The organism is Phytopseudomonas daroniae, assembly GCF_004327275.1.
GTDB lineage: Bacteria > Pseudomonadota > Gammaproteobacteria > Pseudomonadales > Pseudomonadaceae > Aquipseudomonas > Aquipseudomonas daroniae.
Window position 1 is genome coordinate 736,531 of record NZ_QJUJ01000001.1, and the last position, 24,047, is coordinate 760,577.

A 24,047-nucleotide genomic window follows, 5' to 3' on the forward strand; every position below is an offset into this window, starting at 1 on the left:
GCTGAGTTTTAGTCAATAGATAAATGCATGATTCGCATGAAGTATCCATGCACAGTTCAGGTGGACGAAGCTGTGGATAAGCATTGTATGAGCCTCGCTATGCCACGGAACATGCAACCTGCCAAACATCGTACATTTTATGATAAGCCCCCGTAAGACTCTGAAAATAGTCAAGAATCCAACCATTCATGTAAATGCCGTTCAGCACACCTGAAGCCAGGCAAACAGCTATGCACAATTGCAGTGGAACAATCTGTGGATAAGCTTGGGATGGCAGGCGGCGAGGCATGGCCGACGTGGCTTGCAGGAAGCTGTTCAATTTTCGAACAGGTCAGCTAGAAGACTTACAACCCGCTGTATTCGCTTGACTTTTCTTGCCATTGAAGAGGTCGAAACGAAGCGATACAAGACTCGACATCATACACAGTTCCCGTGGAATAACCTGTGGACAACCCTGGGAATAGTCACTGCAGGCCACAGTCTGTATGGCCTGCAGAGAAGCGGTCGTTTTCTGAGCAGCAGTGCCGCGACGGTATCAATCCACGCGGAAGCGACCGGTGTTCTGCGCCAGGGTTTCACTGCCACGGCGCAGTTGCTCGCTGGCATTACTGACCATGCGTGCGCCATCGAGCAGTGCACTGGCTGCGTGGTCGACCTGCTGGATGTTGTGGCTCACCTCATCGGCGGTGGCGGCCTGTTGCTCGGCGGCGGTAGCGATCTGCGCCAGGCGGTCGCTGACCCGCTGCACCGACTCGACGATGCCGTCGAGATCCGCACTCATCGCCAGCACGTTGCCTACATCGCCCTCGGCCTGCTGCATGGCCTGCTCCATTTCGGCGACCGACTGGCCTACCACCTTGTGCAGATCGCCCACCGTCTGAGCGATTTCCGCCGTGGAGTTCTGCGTACGCTGCGACAGCGAACGCACCTCGTCGGCGACCACGGCAAAGCCGCGGCCCTGCTCACCCGCGCGCGCCGCCTCGATGGCCGCGTTGAGCGCCAGCAGGTTGGTCTGTTCGGCGATACCCTTGATCACATCGACCACCCGGGTGATCTGCTCGGTCTGCTTGCGCAGTTGCTGCAGCGTCGTCGCGCTACCGGCCAGACGACCGCTGAGCTCACGCATGCTGGCGCTGGTGCGGGCACTGCGCTGGTTGCTCTGGTTGGCGATCTCGCGGGTTTGCTCGGCCTCCTGGGCGGCCTGCTCGCAGCTTTGTGCCACGCTCTGCGCGGTGGCCGCCATCTGCGTGGCCGCCGTGGCGATCTGGCTCATCTGCGCCTGTTGCTGCTCGACCGCTGCCAGCGAACTGCTGGCCTGGCTGCCAAGGCCCTGAACCGTCTCGTCGAGGTGCTGACCTTCGCGGCCAACGCCCTGCATCGAGTCGCGCAACTGGCCTACCGCGCTGTTCAGTGCCGTGGAGATCGCCGCCAGATCATCGGCGCCGTGCACATGCATGCGTACCCGCAGATCACCGTCGCGCAGGCCTTCGGCAGCCTGGATGATACCGGTGGTGCTACGGTGGATGGAGGCGTTGAGGCACAACAGCAGGTACAGCGCCAGCATGGTCAGCGCAGCGAAGATCAGCACGGTGTGCAGCATGTTCTGCTGGGCCTGACTCCGATAATCGCCAAGGCTCGCGTTGAACTGCTCGAACACCGCCTGGCGCAGCGCCCGCAATTGTTCCTCCAGGGTTTGCACCTGCTGCACGAACTGCGCAGGCTGCAGCACCATGGGGCTGGCCTCGAACATGTCGCGGTCGATTTCACCGAGGAAATGCTGCAGGCCCTGCTCGGCCTGCGCGAAGGGCTGCTGCAAACGCAGCATGGCAGCCGGAGAGCTGCGCTCCAAAGCGGTGCGCGCCTTGCTTATCTGTGCACCAGATTGTTCCAGAGAACGGCGCAGGTCACGCACCAGCACACGGTTTTGCAGGGTGAAGTGTTGCGCCACCAGGGAGCCATAACCCTGACTGGCAAAGCTGCCGAGATTTTCCGCCAGACGCGGCAGGGTGAACGTCAGTTGCTCCATCATCAGGTAGGTGTCGAGATACGGATCCAGTATCAGACCACTGTCGGTCGCCACCAGCTCACGCAGCACCACCAGGTGGGACAGTGTGTTCTGGTAACGCTCCAGAGCATCGAGCAGTGCCATTTTACCCAGCACATCCAGATCCAGCTCCCCCAACGATGCCTGCAAGGCCTCCAGCTGACGCTGGGTTTCGTCGCTCAGGGGCGTCAGTTTCAGTTGCTCGGAGGCCACTGCCAGCGCCTCGTCGAGCGCTTTGCTACGCTCATGCAACAGGCTTTCGGCAGCCTTGTCATTACCCTTCCAGCGGGCCAGCAGAAAGCGCTGTTCGAGCAGTTCCTGCTCCACTACACCGAGGGCATGAACGCCCTGCATGCCGTCAAATTCGTGGCCCAGCGCCTCGATTCGCTGCAGGTTGCTGCTCAGCATCACCCACAGCGCATAGCCAAGGGGGATGACAAACAGCACGAACAGCAACTGGAACTTGCGGGTAAAACTGACGCGTTCCAACACGCGTACACCCGGTTTGAGCAATCCCCACATACCCCACCTCGAAACAGGTACCACGAACACACAACGCCGTGGCAATGTGCCATTCCGAGGCAAGAATCACGCCTGAGTGAGCGAATAGGGCGCGCCGCTCAGCGGTTCAGCACTGAGGCCGCTCGGCGGTGTAGCGGTTGGCCGGATCGATGGCCGCGTCCAGCTTGCGAATGGCGCTCGCGCCGATCAGCAATGGATAGTCGAAATGGCTGCGGTCGGTGAGATTGACCTCGATGGTGCGCTTCTCTTCGCCCAGACAGATGTCCATATCGACCACCGGACGCGCGGAGTAGGAAGGCTCGCCGGCGCCGCCCTCCTCGGCGCGATTCTTGATCTCGGTGACACGTGCCAAGGGCTTTTCGAAGACCTGATCGTCGGCCTCGTCGATGGCCAGGCGAAAACGTACCCAGCCTTCACCGTCACGCTGGAATTGCTCGATATCGCGGGCCGACAGCGATGCGGTCATGGCCCCCGTGTCCATCTTGGCCTTGAGGGTCTGGCCGATCTGCGGAAGCTGAATGTATTCGTAGCGACCGTACAGGGTCGGCTGGTTGGCCATTGCCGGCAGGGTAACCACAGCAGCCAGCAGGGTTAAAACGGTTTTCACGCCTGAAAAGTCCTCATACTGAAAAGTCAGGTTAGTAGGACTTTAACGGACATGAATGGTTCTAAAAACCTGCTGGGGCTTATTCAGATGCGCCGAATGCAGCCATTGCTTATACAACCGCGAAAAAGGCAGAAGCAGACATTCGTAGGATGGGTGTAACCCATCGGCAATTGATGGGTTTCACCCATCCTACGGGTAGGCTACGCGCCCCGATCCAGAATGTAGCCTGGATTAGCCGCAGGCGTAATCCGGGGCCGAAGGCCGTGGCGCTATAACACCTGGCGCAGAAAAGCCTGCGCTCTTGGATCCTTCGGCTGGGCGAAGAACTCGGCAGGTGGTGCGTCTTCCAGCAGCTTGCCGTGATCGAAGAACAGCACACGATCCGCCACTTCACGGGCGAAGCCCATTTCGTGGGTGACGCAGACCATGGTCATGCCTTCCAGGGCCAGCTGCTTCATCACGTCGAGCACTTCACCGACCATTTCCGGGTCGAGGGCCGAGGTCGGTTCGTCGAACAACATCACCTTGGGATCCATGCACAGGGCGCGGGCAATGGCCACACGCTGCTGCTGGCCGCCGGACAGGCGCGACGGAAACTCGCCGGCCTTCTGGCCGATGCCGACCTTGTCCAGCAACGCACGGGCCTTGGCTTCGCGCTCGGCCTTGCCGCGCTTGCGCACCACTTTCTGCGCCAGGCACAGGTTCTCCAGCACGGTCATGTGCGGGAACAGGTTGAAATGCTGGAACACCATGCCGACTTCGCGGCGGTAGGCGTTGATATCGGTTTTCGGGTTGGCCAGGTCGAGGCCGTCGATGCTTACCGAACCTTCATCCAGCTCTTCCAGGCCATTGAGGCAGCGCAGGAAGGTCGACTTGCCGGAACCCGACGGGCCGATCACCACCAGCACTTCACCACGCGCCACTTGGGTAGTGACACCGTCGACAGCACGCACCTGCTGGCCGCGGGCGTCGAACACCTTGATCAGATCACGGACTTCAATCACTTTGCGCGAGCCTCCGTTCCAGGCGGTTGGCGATCTGCGACAACGGCAGGTTGATTACCAGATAGAGCGCAGCCACGCAGAACCAGATCTCGAAGGTGGAGAACGAGGTGGTGATGGCTTCGCGGCCGCTCTTGGTCAGCTCGGTAATGGCGATCACCGAGACCAGAGAGGTGTCCTTGACCAGGCTGATGAACTGCCCGGCCAGCGGTGGCAGCACACGCTTGAACGCCTGCGGCAGAATCACGTGGCGCATCGATTGCGCAGCGCTCAAACCCAGGGAGCGTGCCGCTTCATCCTGGCCACGGACGATGGACTGCACGCCAGCACGCACGATCTCAGCCACGTATGCGCCAGTGAACAGCGCCAGCGCCGCTACCCCGGCGAACTCGCGAGACAGATCAAGCACCGTGCCGATGAAGAAATAGAAGATGAAGATCTGCACCAGCAACGGCGTGCCGCGCACCAGCTCGACGTAGATCGTCGACAGGTCGCGCAGCGTCGGGTTGGCCGAGAGCCGGCAAAGGCCGGTGACCAGGCCGATCAGCAGACCGAATACGCCCGCCGCCACGGATATCCACAGGGTCGTCCAGAGGCCCCAGAGCAAGGGCCCGGCGGCCCAGTGACGATTGACGCCGATGACATCGCCTTCGGCGACATCGTCGCCCTCGCTGAACTGCAGGCTGTCGCTTGCCACGCTCAGTTGCTGTTGCTCACCGCTTTCGCCAAGCAGCGTGACCAGGGCGTCGTCACCTTGCCGGCTGACGCTCTCGACGCGGCCGTAGTCGGCCGCCCGCTGAGCCTCTTCGGCATGATAGGCGAAGTACTGGGGAATGCGATTCCAGCGCCATTCATAGGCGATCAGCGAGGTGGAATACCAGATCAGCACGGCAGCCACGACCAGGATCAGACCGGTCAGCAGGTGCCAGGGCCAGGTTCGGCGTTGTTTTCTAGTCACGATGAATCCCGCTATACAGGCAAAAGGCAGATTGGGCCGAAGAACCCGACCTGCCGCATCCAGCTGTTGCTCTTGCTTTTACTCGAAGCTTCGAGCTTGCAGCTTACGGCTGCTTTTATTCCATGTCCTTCAGCCAATTAGTGTTCTTGAACCACTTGGCATGGATCCGATCGTAGGTACCGTCTTCGCGGATCTGGTGCAACCAGTTGTTGATCCAGTTGATGCTGTCGTAGTCACCCTTCTTCAGGCCGAAGGCCAGGGGTTCGAAGGTAAAGGGCTCGTCGAGAAACACCAGCTTGCCGGCGCCGGCCTTGTTCACCGCGACGACGTTGTACGGGGCGTCGTAGATGAAGGCATCGGCCTTGCCGTTGACCACGTCCATCACCGCTTCCTGCTCGTTGTCGAAGCCGCTGTACTTGGCCTGGGCGATCAGCTTCTTGGCGACCATCTCACCGGTGGTGCCGACCTTCGAGGTGATGCGGTAGTCGGCGCTGTTCAGATCCTTGTAGCTCTTGACCTTGTCTGCCAGCTCCTTGCGGATCAGCAGGGTCTGGCCGACCACGATGAAGGGCTCGGAGAAGTTGATGCGCAGGTTGCGCTCCTGGGTCAGGGTCATGCCCGAACCGATCATGTCGAACTTGTCGGTCAGCAGCGCCGGGATGATGCCGTCATAGGAGGTGGACACCAGCTCCAGCTTGACGCCCATGGCCTTGGTCATGGCCTTGAGCAGGTCGACTTCGAAGCCGATGATCTCACCACGCTTGTTGGTCATTTCGAACGGCATGTAGGTCGGATCCATGCCCACGCGCAGGGTACCGCGCTTGACCGCGTCGTCGATGACGCCAGCCTGGGCGAGGCCGGTGAAGGCGCAGACGGATAACAGCAGTGAGGCGACAAGCTTTTTCATTCTTGCTCCTGAAGGGCAGACAGTTATAAGCGCCCAGAGCGGGTCACGCACCGTGATGATGCAGGCGACAGGCCATGGGCGGAAAGGCGGCGCGGCATGCTAACCGTGATCGACGCAGATAGCGAGATATCAGCGCCTGATCAGCGACAAACAGTACATGCCAGCGGCGAACGAGAAGGCAAGAAGCAGGCCAAGGCCAGGCCTGGCAGAGACGTCAGGTCTCCAGCAGGAAAGTCACCGGGCCATCGTTGATCAGGTGCACCTGCATGTCCGCGCCGAAACGCCCGCTGGCGACCTGCGAATGCTGCGCCTGGGCCTGCTCGAGCAGATGGTCGAACAGCGCCTCGCCCAGGGCGGGCGGCGCGGCGGTGGAAAATCCGGGACGCAAGCCGCTGCGCGTGTCCGCGGCGAGGGTGAACTGCGAAACCAGCAGCAGACCACCGCCAACATCCTCGAGCGACAGGTTCATCTTGCCCGCTTCATCACTGAATACCCGGAAGTTGAGCAGTTTGTGCAGCAGCTTGGCGCAACTGGCCTGGTTGTCCTGCGGCTTGACGCCGACCAGCACCAGCAGGCCCTGGTCGATGGCACCGACGGTTTCACCGGCGACATCGACCCGAGCACTGGTAACGCGTTGCAGCAATGCCTTCATGCTTCGTCCGGCGCCAGGTCGAGCAGGCGATGGGCGATCTCGTCAGCGGCGCGCACCAGCGCATCGGCGATGCCCGGTTCGGCGGCGGCGTGGCCCGCCTCGCGGATGATCTGCAACTCGCTGTTGGGCCACGCCTGGTGCAGCGCCCAGGCGTTGTCCAACGGGCAGATCACGTCGTAGCGGCCATGCACGATGATGCCTGGCAGATGGGCAATCTTCGGCATGTCGCGCAGTAATTGATCGGGTTCGAGGAAGGCGTCGTTGACGAAGTAGTGGCACTCGATGCGAGCGATCGACAGCGCCCGCAGGCTTTCGGCGAAACGATCGACCACCTGCGGGTTGGGCCGCAGCGTGGCGGTACGCCCTTCCCAGCACGACCAGGCCTTGGCCGCATGCATCTGGGCAATCTGGTCGGCGCCGGTCAGGCGCTTGTAGAACGCCTGCATGAGATCGCCCTGCTCCTCGGCCGGAATCGGCGCCAGGTAGTCCTGCCAGTAATCGGGGAACAGACGGCTGGCGCCTTCCTGGTAGAACCAGCGAAATTCCTGTGGCCGGCACAGAAAGATGCCGCGCAGGATCAGCGCATGCACGCGATCCGGGTGAGTCTGGGCATAAGCCAGCGACAGGGTCGAACCCCAGGAGCCGCCGAACAGCACCCATTTGTCGATGCCCAGGTGCTCACGGATACGCTCCATGTCGGCGACCAGATCCCAGGTGGTGTTGTTCTCCAGGCTGGCGTGTGGCGTGGAGCGGCCACAACCACGCTGATCGAAGGTGACGATGCGATACAGGTTCGGGTCGAAGTAGCAGCGGCTCGCCGAGTCGCAACCGGCGCCAGGGCCGCCATGCACGAACAGCACCGGCAGACCATCCGCCGAGCCGCTCTCGTCTACATAGAGAACGTGCCGGGCGTCTACCGCCAACTCGTGACGGGCGTACGGTTTGATCTCCGGATACAGCGTCTGCATGGTGCGCTCCTGAGGAAAATTTGAGGTAGGCTCGGGCCGCCCGCATGTCGAACGGGCTGTTGCGCTCGTCCGGGCATCATAACCATGAAAAAGGAATTCGGCATGCCGATCCGGAAATTTGCCCTGCCCCTCCTGTTCGCCCTGCTACTGGCCGGTTGCGCAGCGCAGGATGACCCGCAGGCCACGCTCGAAGCGGCCGTGCAGCAACTGCAAGACAATCTGCAGGCGAAGAAGACCGCTGCAGTGCTCGAGCAGTTGCACGGCGAGTTTCTCGCCCAGCAGACCAATGATCGGGATTGGGCAAAGCGCACCATGACCCTGCTGTTCCTGCGTCACAACAACGTCAAGGTACTCGCCCTGAGCAAGGACAGTCGCATCGATACCACCTACCGCGACAAAGGCTATACCGACGCGCAGGTGGCGCTGACCGGGGCCGAAGGCTTGATCCCCGACAGCGCACGGCATGTCAGCGTGAAGCTCGAATGGTGGCAGGACGACGGCGAGTGGAGACTGGCGCGGCTGGAATGGGATTGAGGCTCCGGTGACGAACGTGCAGGGGAATCGTAGGGTGGGTGGAGGCGCACTCGGTATGCCGGTCATTCTCGATGCAGGGCACCATAACCCACCACCGGTGCACCACCCGATACAGCCTGATGGGTTACGCAGCGCCCCACGACCGGATTGCCTGCCCCTTCACGGCTCGGCGCTGCTCACCCATCCTGCGTGTCCGCCCGAGCCACTGCGAGCGACGACGGCTCAACGGATTCAGGCCGGGTAACGCTCCTCTCCCCACGCCAGTAGCGTGCGCAGCAATTGCTCGAGCACTTGCCGGGTCGGCCGTGCCAGCGCTTCGCGGTAGGTGAAGGGTGCCACCTCATCCATATAGGTGCACTGCGCCAGTTCGAGCTGCACCGCATGGATGTGCTCTGCCGGGCTACCGTAATGACGGGTGATATGCCCACCCTTGAAGCGCCCATTGAGCACATGGCTGTAGCCACGCGCCTCGCTGCACACCGCCTGCAACCGCTCGGCCAACTGTGCATCGCAGCTCGCGCCATTGAAGGTACCGAGGTTAAAGTCCGGCAGTTTGCCGTCGAACAGGTGCGCGATCACCGAGCGGATCGAGTGGGCGTCGAAAAGCAATGCATAGCCGAATTGCGCCTTAAGCCGTGTCAGCTCTTGCTGCAAGGTGCGGTGATACGGCGCCCAGATCTGTTGCAGATACCTGGCGCGCTCTTCTTTCGAAGGCTCCAATCCCTCCCGGAACAAGGGAGTGCCATCGAATAACGTCGCCGGGTACAACCCGGTGGTGGCACCGGCATACAAGGGTTTGTCGTCGGCTGGGCGGTTCAGGTCGATGACAAAGCGCGAGTACTCGGCAGCCAGGGTGCTGGCACCCAGTTGCTCGGCAAAGTCATACAACTGCGGGATGTGCCAGTCGGTATCCGACAGGTTGTGCGCATCCGGCACCAACCCGGCCTCGACCGCCGGGGTCAGACGCAGCCCCGCGTGGGGCATGCTGATCAGCAGCGGCACGCGTCCCTGTTTGAAACTCAGAACCTTATCCACAACCGCTCTCCTAAAGACCTGTTTCGATACCGTGACGCACGACGCGTTTGTCCAGCTCACCGCCCAGCCAGTAGGCCAGATCGGCCGGCCGGTCGATCTGCCAGGCGACGAAATCCGCGACCTTGCCGACCTCCAGCGAGCCGTGGGTAGCGGCCATGCCCAACGCCTGCGCCGCGTGAATGGTGACGCCGGCCAGCGCTTCTTCCGGGGTCATGCGAAAACAGGTGCAGGCCATGTTCAGCATCAGGCGTAGTGACAATCCCGGCGAGGTACCTGGATTGAGGTCGCTGGCGACAGCCATCTTCACGCCGTGCTTACGCAGGGCATCCATCGGTGGCAACTGGGTTTCGCGCAGGAAGTAGAACGCTCCCGGCAGCAGCACTGCGACGGTGTCGGATTCAGCCATGGCGATGGCGTCTTCTTCTGTCATGAATTCCAGGTGATCGGCGGACAACGCGCGATAGCGCGCTGCCAGGCTGGAACCGTGCAGCGACGACAGTTGCTCGGCGTGCAGTTTTACCGGCAGACCGAGTTTCCGCGCGGCGATGAAGACGCGCTCGACCTGCTCCGGCGAGAACGCCAGGTATTCGCAGAATGCGTCCACCGCATCGACCAGGCCCTCGGCGGCCAGGGCCGGCAGCAGCTCGGTGCAGATGTGTTCGATATAAGCGTCCGCGCGCCCCACGTACTCCGGCGGCAACGCGTGGGCAGCCAGGCAGGTGCTGCGCACGCTGATCGGCAGCTCGTCACCCAGACGACGGATCACCCGCAGGATCTTGCGTTCGCTGGCCAGATCCAGGCCGTAGCCGGATTTCACCTCCAGCGTCGTCACGCCATCGCGCATCAGGCTCTGCAGCCGTTTGGCCGCACTGACGAACAGTTCATCTTCCGACGCCTCACGGGTGGCGCGCACGGTGCTGGCGATACCGCCCCCCCGAGCCGCGATTTCCGCGTAGCTGACGCCTTGCAGGCGTTGCTCGAACTCACCGCTGCGGTTACCACCGAACACGCTGTGGGTGTGGCAATCGATCAGGCCCGGCGTGACCCAGGCGCCCTGCAGATCATGGACAGCCGGATAATCAGCGGATGGCAATTGCTGGCGTGGGCCGATCCACTCGATGTGCGTCGCGCAGGTCACGATGGCCGCGTCCTCGATGATCGAGTAGACACCGTGCGCCATGGTTGCCACATGGCAGTGTTGCCAGAGGGTTTTCATCCACAGTCCTCGTCTGGTGAGCGATTAGAGACTAGGCAGCAGCTTCGCGGTAATCAGCCCGCTCAGGCACCGCACAGCCAGCAACTCGGTCGCCGCATGAATGTCTGGCGCAAAGAACCGGTCTTGCTCATAGAACGGCACTTCGCTGCGAAGAAGCGCCCGCGCCTGCTCCAGTTTCGGCGACGTCGTCAGGCCGTTGCGCAGATCCAGGCCCTGGGCGGCAGCCAACCACTCGACCGCGAGAATGCCGCGGGTGTTCTCGGCCATTTCCCACAAACGCTTGCCTGCGGCCGGCGCCATGGAGACGTGGTCTTCCTGATTGGCCGACGTCGGTATGCTGTCCACCGAATGCGGATGCGCCAGCGCCTTGTTCTCGCTGGCCAGTGCCGCCGCAGTTACCTGAGCGATCATGAACCCGGAGTTGACCCCGCCGTTGGCCACCAGGAACGGCGGCAGCTGCGACATGTGCTTGTCCATCATCAGCGAGATGCGCCGCTCACTCAGGGAGCCGATTTCGGCGATGGCCAGGGCCAGGTTGTCGGCGGCCATGGCCACCGGCTCGGCGTGGAAGTTGCCACCAGAAATCACCTCGCCCTCGGCGGCGAATACCAGCGGGTTGTCGGACACCGCGTTGGCCTCGATCACCAGTACCTCGGCGGCCTGGCGCAGTTGGGTCAGACAGGCGCCCATGACTTGCGGCTGGCAACGCAGGGAGTACGGATCCTGCACCTTGTCGCAGTTCTGGTGCGACTGGGAGACTTCGCTGCGTTCGCCCAGCAGATCGCGGTAAGCGGCGGCGGCATCGATCTGGCCCTTTTGCCCGCGGGCGGCGTGGATGCGAGCGTCGAACGGCGAGCGCGAACCCAGCACGGCCTCAACCGTCATGCTGCCCAGCGTCAGGGCAGCAGCGAGCAGATCCTCGCCCTCGAACAGACCACGCAAGGCGAACGCGGTGGACACCTGGGTGCCGTTGAGCAACGCCAGCCCCTCTTTCGCCGCGAGCGTCAGCGGCGTCAGCCCTGCAACGCTCAGCGCTTCGCCGGCCGACAGCCACTCGCCCCGGTAACGCGCCTTGCCCTCGCCCAGCAGCACCAGCGACATATGCGCCAGCGGTGCGAGGTCGCCGGAGGCGCCAACCGACCCCTTGAGTGGAATATGCGGATAGACCTCGGCATTGATCAGCGCAATCAGCGCATCGATCACCTGCCGACGAATCCCCGAGAAACCGCGGCTGAGGCTGTTGACCTTGAGCACCATCACCAGCCGCACCAACGCATCGCTGATCGGCTCGCCGATACCGGCGGCGTGGGACAGCACCAGGGAACGCTGGAGGTTTTCCAGGTCTGCGCTGGCGATGCGGGTCGAGGCCAGCAAGCCAAAACCGGTGTTGATCCCGTAGGCGGTGCGGTTGTCGGCGAGGATCTGCTCCACGCAGGCGACGCTGGCGTCGATCTGGGCCGAGGCACTGACGTCGAGGGTCAGCCTGACCGGCTGTTGGTAGACCTCACGCAGTTGAGCCAGGCTCAGTTGGCCGGGAATCAGGTTCAGCGCAGTCATGTCGTGCTCCTTTTGAGCGTTTCTTGTTAACTGACCAGCCGCTACGGAGTTATCCGTCGCTATCGGCCTTTTGGGCTTCAAGCGTCTTGGCCCGCTGGCAGGAATGGATTTCAGTGCAAATCGGGTAACGCGTCGTGCAGCACATTCGGATCTTTCAATAGGCTCGCGACGGCCGCGATATCCGGCGCCAGCCAGCGATCCTGATCGTAGGCAGGCACCCGCTCGCGCAGCAGTCGCCACGCCGTATCGGTGCCCCGGCCAAAGCGCTGCGTCTTGAGGAATTCAAAGGCTTGAGCGGCCAGCAAATATTCGATGGCAAGGATCTGCGTGCAGTTTTCCAGCGCGCGCTGCAGCTTCAGCGCAGCATTGGTGCCCATGCTCAGGTGATCTTCCTGCAGCCCCGAGGTGACGAAGTTGTCGAGCACCGCCGGTTGCGCCAACTGGCGATTTTCCGCGCACAGCGACGCGGCGACGTATTGCACGATCATCATTCCCGAGTTCACCCCGGGGTTGGCCACCAGAAAGGCTGGCAAGCCGCTGACGTGGGGGTTGATCAGACGATCCAGACGGCGCTCGGCAATCGAGCCGAGTTCGGCCATCGCGATGGCCAGCAGATCCGCCGCCAGCGCTACCGACTGCCCGTGCGGGTTGGCTTGCGACATGACCCGAAAACTGTCTGGCGTGCCCATCAACAGCGGATTGTCGGTGCAGCCGTTGAGCTCGGTTTGCACCTGCCTGATCGCGTGCTCCAACTGATCACGCGCAGCACCATGTACCTGTGGAATCGAGCGAATACTCAGCGCGTCCTGCGTGCGAATACCTTTGCTCGAGGCGATCACCTCGCTGCCCTCCAGCAAGGCTCGCAGGTTGCTACCCACCTGTTGCATGCCCGGGTGTGGCTTGAGCGCGATAATGTCGGCATCGAACGCATCGATCTGGCCACGCTGGGCTTCGAAACTCATGGCGCCGATCACATCGGCCCATTGCAGCAGCCGCGTGGCATCGGCAACCGCCAGACAACCGAGGCCACTCATGCAGGGCGTGCCGTTGACCAGGCAGAGACCATCCTTGGCCCCCAGTTGCACTGGTTGCAGGCCTTCTGCGGCCAGGGCCTGTTGCGCGGCAACGATCTGCCCGCGATAGCTGACAGCCCCCACGCCGAGCAACGCGATACCGATGTGAGCCATGTGGGTCAGGTAACCCACCGAGCCCTGGGAAGGCACCTGCGGGGTGATGCCACGATTGAGCAGCGCCAGCAGGGCCTCGACCACCTGACGATGAATGCCGGATCTGCCGTGGCTGTAATTGAGGATGGCCGCGCAGATGATCGCCCGAACCTGCTCATCGGCCAGTACCACGCCAACGCCACAAGCATGGCTGAGCAAGGTGTTGCGCGACAACTGGCTCAGTTGTTCGTCCTTGAGCGAGACGTTGCACAGCGCGCCCAGCCCGGTATTGACGCCATAGGCGCGCTCACCACTGGCGACGATGCGCTGGACGATGGCCTGGGCGTTGTCGATCCGCGCCCAGGCCTCGGTCGACAGCTCGAGCGGTGCAGCATGGCGGGCGACCGCCAGCACATCCTGCCAACGCAATGGGGCGTCGGCGATGACGACTTTTTCAGCCTGGGACATCGTTGGTCTCGCGAACTTGATCGTTGCACCGCTCATCACACCACCGCCGCCCGACGTTGCACGAAACGGTCGACATACTCGTCAGCCGGCGAATGCAGAATCTCTTTTGGCGTGCCGACCTGGATCAGACGGCCATCCTTGAGAATGGCGATTCGGTTGCCGATGCGCACCGCCTCGTCGAGATCGTGGGTGATGAAAACGATGGTCTTGTGCAGGGTCTTCTGCAGCTCCAGCAACTGATCCTGCATCTCGGCACGGATCAGTGGATCCAGGGCACTGAACGCTTCATCCATCAGGATGATGTCGGTGTCGGCCGCCAGCGCACGGGCCAGCCCCACGCGCTGGCGCATGCCACCGGAGAGCTGATGCGGGTACTTGCTTTCGTAACCCTGCAGGCCAACGGTGGTAATCCAGTGCATGGCGCGCTCGGTACATGCCGACTTGCTCTCGCCTCGCACCTTCAGGCCGTAGGCGACGTTGTCGAGAACGTTCCGGTGCGGCAACAGGCCGAAGCTCTGGAACACCATGCTGATCCTGTGTCGGCGAAATTCGCGCAGGGCGTCCTTGTCGTATTGCAGGATGTCCACGCCGTCCACCAGGATCACCCCGCTGGAGGGATCGATCAGTCGGTTGAAGTGGCGCACCAGGGTCGATTTGCCGGAGCCCGACAGGCCCATGATCACGAAAATCTCGCCCGTGCCGATGCTCAGGGACAGGTCGTTGACCCCGACCACACAACCGGTTTCGCTCAACACCTGATCCTTGCTTTTACCCTGGCCGACCATGGCCAAGGCATCCTTGGCGCGATGACCGAAAATCTTGAAGACGTTTCTGACTTCGATCTTGCTCACGGTTGCGTCGCTCATTTGCTCACCTCGTGCCGTGGCCGACCGTATGCCTGGGTAATGCGGTCGATGACCACCGCGAGAATCACGATCGCCAGACCGGCCTCGAGCCCACGCCCCACGTTGAGGGTCTGGATCCCCACCAACACTTCTTCGCCCAAACCGCGAGCCCCGATCATCGAGGCGATCACCACCATCGAAAGCGCCATCATGGTGGTCTGGTTGATCCCGGCCATGATGCTCGGCAGGGCCAACGGCAACTGTACGCCGAACAACTGCTGCCAGCGGTTGGCACCGAAGGCGTTGATCGCCTCCATGACCTCGCCGTCGACCTGGCGAATGCCCAGGTCGGTGAGACGGATCAGCGGCGGTGCGGCGTAAATCACCGTGGCGAAAATCGCCGGCACCTTGCCCAGTCCGAATAGCATGAGCACTGGAATCAGGTACACGAAACTGGGCATGGTCTGCATGATGTCCAGCAGCGGCATCAACACCGAACGCAGGCGGTTGCTGCGGGCCGAAAGAATCCCCAGGGGAATGCCGACCAGTACCGCGATCAGCGTGGCCACCAGCATCAGCGCCAGGGTCTGCATCAGCTTGTCCCACAGCCCGACCGCGCCGACCATGAAGAGCAGGCCGACAAGCACCGCGGTGGTCATCAGCTTGCGGGTCGAGTGCCAGGCAATGCCGCCGACGATCGCCAGCATCAGCCACCAGGGGGCCGCACGCAGCACCCCTTCAAGGTTGACGATGGCCCATAGCAAGGTATCGGAAATGTGCCGGAATACATCGCCGTAATGGGTTACCAGCGAGTCGACCCAGCCATTGACCCAGTCGGCGATGGAAAAGGTGAAGCGTTCAGGAAACATAAGCGTCTCTCGAGCAAAAGAGGTGTGGCGCAGCTACTCAAGGCCCTCATGGGCCACCGAAAAGTCCGCCCTACAAAGCCGCATCGATTTTCTTGGCGGCGTCGTCGCTCACCCATGGGTGCCAGACCTCGGGATGTTCCTTGAGAAAGACCCTCGCCAGCTCCGGCGACTCGATGCGTTCCTTGGTCATCCGGGCGAGATTCTGGTTGAGCAGGTCGATCGGCAGATTGGCCTTTTCCAACACCGCCACCAACTCCGGGGCTTCATCGTGGAAAGTCCTGGACAGACCGACCTTGATGCTTACGCTTTTATCCACACCCGGTTTTTCTTCCAGTTTCACCAGATCCACCTGGCCCATCAGCGGGGTTGGCGACCAGTAGTAGAAAAGGATCGGCTCGCCACGCTTGTAGCTCGACAGTACCGCCGCATCCAGGGCGGGGCCGGTACCCGGACGGAAGTTGGTGTAACTGCTCTCCAGGCCATAGCTCTTGAGCATCTCGCTGTTGTCGAGCTCACAGGTCCAGCCGGCCGGGCAGTTGTAGAAACGCCCCTTGCTCGGTTCTTCCTGATCCTTGAACACGGCCGCATACCGAGCCAGGTCAGCGATGTTTTTCAGCTCAGGCGCCTTGGCTTCCAGCTTGCGTTCGGAATTGCCTTCGATCACGTAGCGCGGCACGTACCAGCCTTCGATGGCGCCCACCACGGGTGCGCCAACGCCCACCACCTTGCCGGCCTTCTCGGCCTTGTTCCAGACCTCGCTGCGGCCAACCCATTCTTCGGCGAAGATCTGGATGTCGTTGCTGCTCAGCGCGTTTTCCATGGTGATGGAGTTGCCCGGCAGAGTATCGGTCTGGCAGTCGTAGCCCTTCTCCAGGACGAACTGCAGCACGTCAGTGAGCAACATGCCGCTTTCCCAGTTCAACCCGGCGAACTTCACCGGTTTGCCCGACTCGCACCAACCCGCTGCCTGAGTTGCTCCGGTACTGGCCAGCAGGCCAGTGGACAGCAGTGTAGTCAGCAGGATCTTGTTCATCTTCATCGCGTGACGCTCCTAATCATGAGTTGGCTTACGGCAGTCAAGAGGCATCCAGCCCTGTGCACATCCAATCAAGACTCACACCGCTGCAGCGCGGTGGGCCACTCAGCTCTTGTTCGCTCGGCTCCCGGCTCGATGACGCCGCACACGTCGAATCTCGCTGGGTACTGCAGACGATTCCCTTGACCTACCGACCGGTGATCATCGGCAGATCGAGGCCCTGCTGCCTGGCGCAGTCGATGGCGATCTGGTAACCCGCATCGGCATGACGCATGACGCCGGTGGCCGGATCGTTGTGCAGCACGCGGGCAATGCGCGCGGCCGCCTCGTCGGTTCCGTCGCAGACGATGACCATCCCGGAATGCTGGGAAAAGCCCATTCCGACGCCGCCGCCATGGTGCAGGGAAACCCAGGTCGCGCCGCTGGCGGTGTTGAGCAGGGCATTGAGCAGCGGCCAGTCGGACACGGCATCGGAGCCGTCCTGCATGGACTCGGTCTCGCGATTGGGGCTGGCCACCGAGCCGCTGTCGAGGTGGTCGCGACCGATCACGACGGGGGCGCTCAACTCTCCGCTGCGTACCATTTCATTGAAGGCCAGGCCGAGCTTGGCGCGCTGGCCCAGGCCGACCCAGCAGATCCGCGCCGGCAATCCCTGGAAGCTGATACGCTCGCGAGCCATGTCCAGCCAGTTGTGCAGGTGGGCATCGTCCGGGATCAGTTCCTTGACCTTGGCATCGGTCTTGTAGATGTCCTGCGGGTCGCCCGACAGAGCGGCCCAGCGGAACGGGCCAATGCCGCGACAGAACAGCGGACGGATGTAGGCCGGGACGAACCCGGGGAAGTCGAAGGCGTTGGTCACCCCCTCCTCCTTGGCCATCTGACGGATGTTGTTGCCATAGTCGAAGGTCGGCACACCCATCTTCTGGAAGTCGAGCATGGCTTGCACGTGCACGGCCATGGACTGCTTGGCGGCCTTGACCACGGCGGCGGGTTCGCTCTTGGCGCGAGCGCGGTATTCGTCCCAGCTCCAGCCGGCCGGCAGATAGCCGTTGAGCGGGTCGTGGGCGCTGGTCTGGTCAGTGACCATGTCCGGCCGCACACCGCGGCGAACCATCTCCGGAAGAACTTCAGCAGCGTTGCCGCAGAGGGCGATGGAGATCGCCTTGCCTTCGGCGGTGTACTTGGCGATACGCGCCAGCGCGTCGTCCAGGTCTTTGGCCTGCTCGTCGACGTAGCGGGTCTTGAGGCGGAAATCGATGCTGCTCTGCTGACATTCGATGTTCAGCGAACAGGCTCCGGCCAGGGTCGCAGCCAGGGGCTGCGCACCGCCCATGCCGCCCAGGCCTGCAGTCAGTACCCAGCGCCCCTTGAGGTTGGCATCGTAGTGCTGGCGACCGGCTTCGACGAAGGTTTCGTAGGTGCCCTGGACGATGCCCTGGCTGCCGATGTATATCCAGCTGCCGGCGGTCATCTGGCCATACATGGCCAGGCCCTTGGCATCGAGCTCGTTGAAATGTTCCCAACTCGCCCAGTGCGGTACCAGGTTGGAGTTGGCGATCAACACGCGCGGCGCGTTGGCGTGGGTCTTGAACACGCCAACCGGCTTGCCGGACTGCACCAGCAGGGTCTCGTCGTCGTTCAGATTGGTGAGGCTTGCAACGATTTTGTCGTAGCACTCCCAGTTGCGCGCCGCGCGCCCAATGCCGCCGTACACCACCAGTTCCTTGGGGTTCTCGGCGACTTCCGGGTCGAGGTTGTTCATCAGCATGCGCAGGGGCGCTTCGGTCAGCCAGCTCTTCGCGGTCAGCTTGTTACCGCGCGAGGCGCGGATTTCGGTGTCACGCGTTTTTGTAAAACAGGCCGTAGCAGGTTTCTGGGTCTTGTCAGTCACGCAAAATACTCCTCAGCAATCAATTCAAGCCAACCCCTGGCAGCGGGCACGCCAGCCTGTGCGCATGGTTACGCGACAAGCGAATCAGTGAGCGTTGCACAGAGATCGGAGCGATCCCGCACGCACACATATGTACTTGTACATACAAGCATATGCAAGCAAAAGACCAACTTGCTGGAGAGCGCTATAAGAAAAATCAAGAAGAGGGCTTCAGCCTTCTGTATCAAGGGTTCTAGCGGGGGCGGCAGCGTTGCCGAGGCGTTTCGAGAGAACGCGGGAAACGGCTAGACCAGGTGATTTCGCTCCACACTGGGGCGCTCGGTAACAAGTTGGTGCGCACTGAAGAGCAGGCGGGAAGTAACAGACATCGTGAGCGATGCTGAGGTGAAGGCGTTCCGTATCAGCGCGCCGTCAGTTCGATCACGCAGCAGGCAGCACTGACGGTAACTTCCACCAGGGCGGAACTACCGTCCAGTTGCAGACAATCGTGCAGGCCAAGTTGCGCGTTACTGCCGTCGATGCTCACGCCCAGCGATTCGCTGACGCTGAACACCAGCACCGTTGCGGCGCAAGTGAAGAAGCGCTGTTCGCCGGCCAGCCACTGCAACCGGGCACTGTAACGCTGAGGCGCATAGATCAGATTGAAGTCGCGGATTGCCCCGCCCAGCAAGGTGCAGGACACCTGGCTATCACCGCCGAAGGCGAATGGGTCTAGGGGTAACAGGCAGCGGGTGCCGTCACCGTCGACGCACAAGGTCATGCCATCACCCTGCAACACGGTAATCACACGCTGGTAGCCGGCAAATATCGAGAAACCGCCCGACTCGCCAATGTCGGCAATCGACAGGCGCCAACCAAAACCATCGAGTCCGGCCCCTGCATCGCGGGTGATTTCTGCGGTGCTGCCGCTGCCGTTCTTCCATGGCATGCGTGAGTAATCGCGCGTGCGCAAAACCTTCAATTCACTCATCGATGCCAGCCTACTTCTGAAAGCGCCCTTCGAGACGATGACGCGAGCCTGGATGGATCAGACGCGCTGCCGTCACCGGCAGGCGACCTGACCAGGTACGCCGGCGGATCAGCAGACATGGCTCGCCTTTTTCGATCTGCAACAACTTGCATTCGGCCGGCTCGGCCAGAATCGCTTCGACCACGTGCTCGCCTTCCGTCAGCGGTGCGATCTGGTTCAGGTAGGCGTATGGCGTCTGCAGAGTGAAATCCTGCTTGAGGTAGTCCGGCGCCACCAGCGCGTTGACGAAGCGGTCTTCGATCTGCACTGGAATACCGTTTTCGTAATGCACGATCAGTGAATGAAAAACCTTCTGCCCCTCGCGCATGTCCAGCGCCAGTGCGCGCTCTGAACCCGCCGCCTGTTCGTCGAGCGTGATGACCTGGCAGGAGTGGCGATGGCCCCGCGCAGCAATCTCGTCAGCGATATTGTGCACTTCGAACAGTGCGGACTGGCTCTTCGGCTCGGCAACGAATGTACCCACACCCTGCATCCGCACCAGCAAGCCATCGGCAGTCATTTCGCGCAGCGCACGGTTGATGGTCATGCGACTGAAGCCCAGTTGACTGACCAGCTCGCTCTCGGACGGCACGCGGTAATGTGGCGGCCAGTTACCGCTATCGATCTGCTGGGTGATCATCTGTTTGACGCGGGCGTACAAAGGCGCCGGACTGTCGTCCATCTTCGCGGCCAACGGGGAGACGGGAGGCGGAGTCGGCACGGCTGATCCCTGTTCATTTGATTAAGGTGGCTAGCTTGCCGGAGTTTACCGAGCACGCAAACGTCTGTATATGTATATACAATTCAAAACGCAATAGGGTATTCGAATCATGCCTGCCTTCTTTGCCGAACGCGCGCTACTGCCTAGCGGATGGGCCAACGATGTACGCCTTGAGGTCGCTGCCGATGGCCTGCTGACCCACGTCCAGGCCGACTCCAGCGCAGATGGCACCGAGCGCCTGGGCGGCCCGTTGCTGCCAGGCATGCCGAATCTGCACTCGCATGCATTCCAGCGAGCAATGGCCGGGCTGGCGGAAGTGGCCGGCAATCCGAATGACAGTTTCTGGACCTGGCGTGAGCTGATGTACCGGCTTGTCGGCAAAATCAACCCCGACCAGCTCGGCGTCATCGCTCGTCAGTTGTATATCGAGATGCTCAAGGCTGGCTACACATCGGTGGCCGAATTCCATTACGTGCACCACGACGTCAGCGGCCAGCCGTACAACGACCCGACGGAACTGTCTCGGCAAATCAGCCAGGCTGCCGCCAGCAGCGGCATCGGCCTGACTCTGGCACCCGTGCTCTACAGCCACTCCGGTTTCGGTGGCCAGGCACCCAATGATGGCCAGCGACGGTTTATCAATAGCACTGAAAACTACCTGAACCTGCAGACGCGCCTGCAACCGATCCTCACGGCACAACCGGCGCAGCACCTGGCCCTGTGCTTTCACTCCCTGCGCGCGGTCACACCACAACAGATCACGGAAGTGCTGGCCGCCAGCGACAAGGCTTCCCCCGTGCATATCCACATTGCCGAACAGCAGAAGGAAGTCGACGACTGCCTGGCGTGGAGCGGTAAGCGTCCGTTGCAATGGCTGTACGACAACGTTGAGGTCGATGAGCGCTGGTGCCTGGTGCACGCCACTCACGCCAATGCGCAAGAGGTGACCCTCATGGCCAGGAGCCAAGCGGTTGCCGGTTTATGCCTGACCACCGAAGCCAACCTGGGAGACGGGATTTTCCCCGCAGTGGACTTCCTCGCCCAAGGCGGGCGCATGGGCATTGGCTCCGACAGCCACGTGTCGCTGAGCGTGGTCGAGGAGTTACGCTGGCTGGAGTATGGACAGCGACTCAGGGATCAGCGGCGTAATCGTTTGTACCGCAGCGATCAACCGATGATCGGGCGCACGCTGTTCGACGCGGCACTTCAGGGCGGAGCACAGGCGCTGGGGCAACCGATCGGTGAGCTGGCGGTTGGCAAACGTGCAGACTGGCTGGTACTCGATGGCGCCGATCCCTACCTGGCAACGGCCCATGCCGATGCCATTCTCAACCGCTGGCTGTTTGCTGGCGGCAGTCGCCAAGTGCGGGACGTGATGGTCAACGGCAACTGGGTCGTGCGCCAGGGCCGGCATGCCGATGAGGAAGAGAGCACCAGGGCTTTCACTACGACCCTGCGAAGCTTGCTGGGCTGAGCAGCAACCCAGCCCTGCTGGCAGCATTTTTTCATGTCCCGGCGCACGGTCGTATCGAGACGCCCCAATCGCCTCTGCGCGACGCATCTTCAGGGCTTGTCTTGCCCGGAACGCCAGATCAGCTTGTCGGTGTCGTACCCCTGAGCACGAGCCACAGAGAGCAGCTCGTCGCGAACCTCACTGGAGATTTGCGGGGTACGCGAGAGCAGCCACAGGTACTTGCGGTTCGGGTGGCCGACCAGCACGCTCTGGTAGTCATCATCCAGATCGAGCACCCAGTACTCGCCCTTGCTCACGCCGGGCAGCAGGCGGCTGAACCAGTTGTCGAACGTCACCCAGAGCTTGTCGGTCTTGCCCTCGACCTGAGGCACGGCGCGTCCCTCGACCTGCTGCCATTCGCCATCGGCGTTGCGGCATCGGTTGATCACCGACACGCTGCCATCGTCCTGCAGGCCGTAGCGCGCTTCGGACTCCAGGCAGTTGCGCTGGAAGAACATCGGCAGACGCGCCACTTCGTACCAGGTGCCCTGATAGCGTTCGAGGTCGACCGACTCGACGGTCTTCGGCGGCACCTCGCCAGTCCCCGAATTGGCGCAACCGACCAACAGCGCAGCGCCCAGGGCCAAGATTCCAATCGCAAGCCTGTTCATCACTTCAACCCCTTGGCGGAAAACATCAACACCTTGTCACCGGCGTACTGAACGCTGATGAAGCTCACCTGGTCGCCCCAGGTGCAGCTGGACATGCCCAGGGCGCCGGAGCACTCCGTGGCGGTGCCGAGCAGGTCTTCGACCTCGGCTTTGGTCATGCCCGAATAGAGCTTGGCGTAGTTGTCCTGATTGACCTTGCTGCAGGCTGCCAGAACGACAAAGCCCGCCAGCAGCACAAGAGAGCGCAGGCGCATGAGGGGTAACTCCAGTAGTCCAGTGGTTGCCACATGCCGGTTCGACGTCAGAAGCGCGAGCCCGGTTCCAGCAGAAAGCGCAACTCCGCTTCGGTACCATTACGCCCGAGCGTTTCGTTGCGATGGGGAAAGCGCCCGAAGCGCTCGATGATGCGCAGATGCCTTTCAGCGTAATCGAGAAAGCCCGCGAACAGCTCACGCTCGGCGTCTGCTGCCGTCTCGCTCAGTTCGCCAAACAGTTGCATCGCGCGTAGCTGCAGCGGCAGGTTCTCGGCATGTTCGAACACCAGGTAGATGAACACCCGCTGTAGCGGTGACAACTGCCGATCCCAGCCCAGGGTGACGCCCTCTTCCACCAGCGGCTGAGCCAGCGCGTCGCCAGCGAAGGCCAGGGGCGTGTCGCGATAGATCATGCGCGGCAACTGGTCGAGCAACAGCACCTTGGCCAGCCAGCCGTGCGGATGCTCTGACCAATCCTGCAAGCCGCCAGCGAGCGCCTGTTCGACCAGCGAGCCAAAGCGCTCACACGCCTCGACATCCTGCTCGTCACGCTTGCCGAACCACAGCGCGTTACGCGCCGCGGCGCTTTCCACAGCCGAGCTGGACGGGCCGAACCACCAGTCGAGCAACGGCTGCCAGGGCTGCACGGGCATCAGCTCCGGTGGTAGCCGGTAACGCGCTCGACTTCTTCCTTGGAACCCAGGAAGACCGGCACACGCTGGTGCAGGGAGGTCGGCTGAATGTCGAGGATGCGCTGCACGCCGTCGGTGGAAGCGCCGCCGGCCTGCTCGATGATGAAGGACATCGGGTTGGCTTCGTACATCAGACGCAGCTTGCCTGGTTTGTCCGGTTCACGGCCATCGCGCGGGTACATGAACAGGCCGCCACGGGTCAGGATGCGGTGCACGTCGGCGACCATGGAAGCGATCCAGCGCATGTTGTAGTTCTTGTTCAGCGGGCCTTCCTGGCCGGCCAGCAATTCGCCCACGTAACGCTGTACCGGGGCTTCCCAGTGACGCTGGTTGGACATGTTAATGGCGAACTCGGCGGTGGTTTCCGGGACGCTGATGTTGTCGTGGGTCAGCACGAAGCTGCCCAGCTCGCGATCCAGGGTGAAACCCTTGACGCCGTTGCCCAGGGTCAGGATCAGCATGGTCTGCGGGCCGTAAATGGCGTAACCGGCGGCGACCTGCTGGGTGCCCGGCTGGTGGAAGGCCTTCTCGTCGAGGCTTTCGTTCTGGCTCAGGTATTCGTTCGGACAACGCAGTACCGAGAAGATGGTGCCGACCGACACGTTGACGTCGATGTTCGACGAACCATCCAGCGGGTCGAATACCAGCAGGTAGGCACCTTTCGGGTACTTGCCGGGAATCTGGTAGGCGTTGTCCATTTCCTCGGAGGCCATGCCGGCCAGGTGACCGCCCCACTCATTGGCTTCGAGCAGAATGTCGTTGGAGATCACGTCGAGCTTCTTCTGCACTTCACCCTGCACGTTCTCGGTGCCCATGCTGCCGAGCACGCCGCCGAGGGCGCCCTTGGATACCGCATGGCTGATTTCCTTGCACGCACGCGCCACTACTTCGATCAGGAAGCGCAGATCGGCCGGGGTATTTTGACTACGGGTCTGCTCGATGAGGTAGCGACTCAGGGTAACGCGGGACAT

The 24,047-nt window shown here is 62.0% G+C and carries 23 protein-coding genes; 2 read left to right on the forward strand and 21 right to left on the reverse strand.

What is annotated here, in order from left to right; all coding sequences use genetic code 11:
- Positions 1–535: 535 nt before the first annotated feature.
- The 7 genes from DNK10_RS03520 to pip form a co-directional block, all read right to left on the reverse strand.
- Positions 536–2,566, reverse strand: a complete 2,031-nt coding sequence (locus DNK10_RS03520; RefSeq protein WP_131190593.1) for a methyl-accepting chemotaxis protein — start codon at positions 2,564–2,566, stop codon at positions 536–538.
- 106 nt (positions 2,567–2,672) lie between these two features.
- Complete coding sequence (gene rloA2 / locus DNK10_RS03525; RefSeq protein ID WP_131190594.1) at positions 2,673–3,173, reverse strand: retropepsin-like aspartic peptidase RloA2; 501 nt, start codon at positions 3,171–3,173, stop codon at positions 2,673–2,675.
- Between the two features lie 269 nt (positions 3,174–3,442).
- Positions 3,443–4,177, reverse strand: coding sequence for an amino acid ABC transporter ATP-binding protein (locus DNK10_RS03530; protein ID WP_013792947.1), 735 nt, complete (start codon positions 4,175–4,177; stop codon positions 3,443–3,445).
- Positions 4,170–5,132: an amino acid ABC transporter permease gene (locus tag DNK10_RS03535; RefSeq protein WP_131179594.1), complete on the reverse strand. Its 963-nt coding sequence runs from the start codon at positions 5,130–5,132 to the stop codon at positions 4,170–4,172. Before DNK10_RS03535 ends, DNK10_RS03530 begins: the two co-directional genes overlap by 8 nt.
- A gap of 115 nt (positions 5,133–5,247) precedes the next feature.
- Complete coding sequence (locus DNK10_RS03540; RefSeq protein WP_131190595.1) at positions 5,248–6,039, reverse strand: transporter substrate-binding domain-containing protein; 792 nt, start codon at positions 6,037–6,039, stop codon at positions 5,248–5,250.
- A gap of 214 nt (positions 6,040–6,253) precedes the next feature.
- Positions 6,254–6,691, reverse strand: coding sequence for a D-aminoacyl-tRNA deacylase (gene dtd / locus DNK10_RS03545; protein ID WP_131190596.1), 438 nt, complete (start codon positions 6,689–6,691; stop codon positions 6,254–6,256).
- Complete coding sequence (pip, locus tag DNK10_RS03550) at positions 6,688–7,659, reverse strand: prolyl aminopeptidase (protein ID WP_131190597.1); 972 nt, start codon at positions 7,657–7,659, stop codon at positions 6,688–6,690. The genes dtd and pip overlap by 4 nt, the downstream gene beginning before the upstream one ends.
- 102 nt (positions 7,660–7,761) lie before the next feature.
- Here pip and DNK10_RS03555 point away from each other — a divergent pair, with 102 nt between their 5' ends.
- The gene (locus DNK10_RS03555; RefSeq protein ID WP_131190598.1) at positions 7,762–8,193 is read left to right on the forward strand and encodes a hypothetical protein; all 432 of its coding nucleotides are present in this window, start codon (positions 7,762–7,764) and stop codon (positions 8,191–8,193) included.
- Positions 8,194–8,424: 231 nt separating this feature from the next.
- Here DNK10_RS03555 and hutG read toward each other — a convergent pair whose 3' ends face one another.
- From hutG to hutC, 10 genes are all read right to left on the reverse strand, one after another.
- Complete coding sequence (gene hutG, locus DNK10_RS03560; RefSeq protein ID WP_131190599.1) at positions 8,425–9,228, reverse strand: N-formylglutamate deformylase; 804 nt, start codon at positions 9,226–9,228, stop codon at positions 8,425–8,427.
- Positions 9,229–9,238: 10 nt separating this feature from the next.
- Positions 9,239–10,444: an imidazolonepropionase gene (gene hutI / locus DNK10_RS03565; RefSeq protein ID WP_131190600.1), complete on the reverse strand. Its 1,206-nt coding sequence runs from the start codon at positions 10,442–10,444 to the stop codon at positions 9,239–9,241.
- 24 nt (positions 10,445–10,468) lie between these two features.
- Positions 10,469–12,001, reverse strand: a complete 1,533-nt coding sequence (gene hutH / locus DNK10_RS03570; protein WP_131190601.1) for a histidine ammonia-lyase — start codon at positions 11,999–12,001, stop codon at positions 10,469–10,471.
- Between the two features lie 110 nt (positions 12,002–12,111).
- Complete coding sequence (hutH, locus tag DNK10_RS03575; RefSeq protein ID WP_131190602.1) at positions 12,112–13,635, reverse strand: histidine ammonia-lyase; 1,524 nt, start codon at positions 13,633–13,635, stop codon at positions 12,112–12,114.
- 35 nt (positions 13,636–13,670) lie between these two features.
- Positions 13,671–14,501 carry a quaternary amine ABC transporter ATP-binding protein gene (locus tag DNK10_RS03580; protein WP_131190603.1) on the reverse strand — a complete coding sequence of 277 codons (831 nt, stop codon included), beginning with the start codon at positions 14,499–14,501 and terminating at the stop codon, positions 13,671–13,673.
- Positions 14,498–15,349, reverse strand: coding sequence for an ABC transporter permease (locus DNK10_RS03585; RefSeq protein ID WP_131179604.1), 852 nt, complete (start codon positions 15,347–15,349; stop codon positions 14,498–14,500). Before DNK10_RS03585 ends, DNK10_RS03580 begins: the two co-directional genes overlap by 4 nt.
- Before the next feature lie 70 nt (positions 15,350–15,419).
- The gene (locus tag DNK10_RS03590; RefSeq protein ID WP_131190604.1) at positions 15,420–16,388 is read right to left on the reverse strand and encodes an ABC transporter substrate-binding protein; all 969 of its coding nucleotides are present in this window, start codon (positions 16,386–16,388) and stop codon (positions 15,420–15,422) included.
- A 184-nt stretch (positions 16,389–16,572) separates the two neighbouring features.
- Positions 16,573–18,276 (reverse strand): urocanate hydratase, encoded by a 1,704-nt coding sequence (gene hutU / locus DNK10_RS03595; RefSeq protein WP_131190605.1) that lies wholly within the window; start codon positions 18,274–18,276, stop codon positions 16,573–16,575.
- 400 nt (positions 18,277–18,676) lie between these two features.
- On the reverse strand, positions 18,677–19,246 hold the full coding sequence (locus tag DNK10_RS03600; protein ID WP_131179607.1) for a HutD/Ves family protein: 570 nt from the start codon (positions 19,244–19,246) through the stop codon (positions 18,677–18,679).
- A 10-nt stretch (positions 19,247–19,256) separates the two neighbouring features.
- Complete coding sequence (gene hutC / locus DNK10_RS03605) at positions 19,257–20,006, reverse strand: histidine utilization repressor (protein ID WP_084305239.1); 750 nt, start codon at positions 20,004–20,006, stop codon at positions 19,257–19,259.
- A gap of 109 nt (positions 20,007–20,115) precedes the next feature.
- On the opposite strand from hutC, the gene DNK10_RS03610 reads away from it, so the two are divergent.
- The gene (locus DNK10_RS03610) at positions 20,116–21,480 is read left to right on the forward strand and encodes a formimidoylglutamate deiminase (protein WP_131190606.1); all 1,365 of its coding nucleotides are present in this window, start codon (positions 20,116–20,118) and stop codon (positions 21,478–21,480) included.
- An 89-nt stretch (positions 21,481–21,569) separates the two neighbouring features.
- On the opposite strand, the gene DNK10_RS03615 is transcribed toward DNK10_RS03610, so the two are convergent.
- The 4 genes from DNK10_RS03615 to DNK10_RS03630 are packed head-to-tail and all read right to left on the reverse strand — an operon-like array spanning position 21,570 to position 24,047.
- Positions 21,570–22,130 (reverse strand): lipocalin family protein, encoded by a 561-nt coding sequence (locus tag DNK10_RS03615; protein WP_131179609.1) that lies wholly within the window; start codon positions 22,128–22,130, stop codon positions 21,570–21,572.
- A complete protein-coding gene (locus DNK10_RS03620; protein WP_131190607.1) occupies positions 22,130–22,384 on the reverse strand; it encodes a hypothetical protein in 255 nt (84 codons plus the stop codon). The genes DNK10_RS03615 and DNK10_RS03620 overlap by 1 nt, the downstream gene beginning before the upstream one ends.
- Positions 22,385–22,431: 47 nt before the next feature.
- Positions 22,432–23,031: a DUF924 family protein gene (locus tag DNK10_RS03625; RefSeq protein ID WP_131190608.1), complete on the reverse strand. Its 600-nt coding sequence runs from the start codon at positions 23,029–23,031 to the stop codon at positions 22,432–22,434.
- Between the two features lie 5 nt (positions 23,032–23,036).
- On the reverse strand, positions 23,037–24,047 hold the full coding sequence (locus DNK10_RS03630; RefSeq protein ID WP_131179612.1) for a class 1 fructose-bisphosphatase: 1,011 nt from the start codon (positions 24,045–24,047) through the stop codon (positions 23,037–23,039).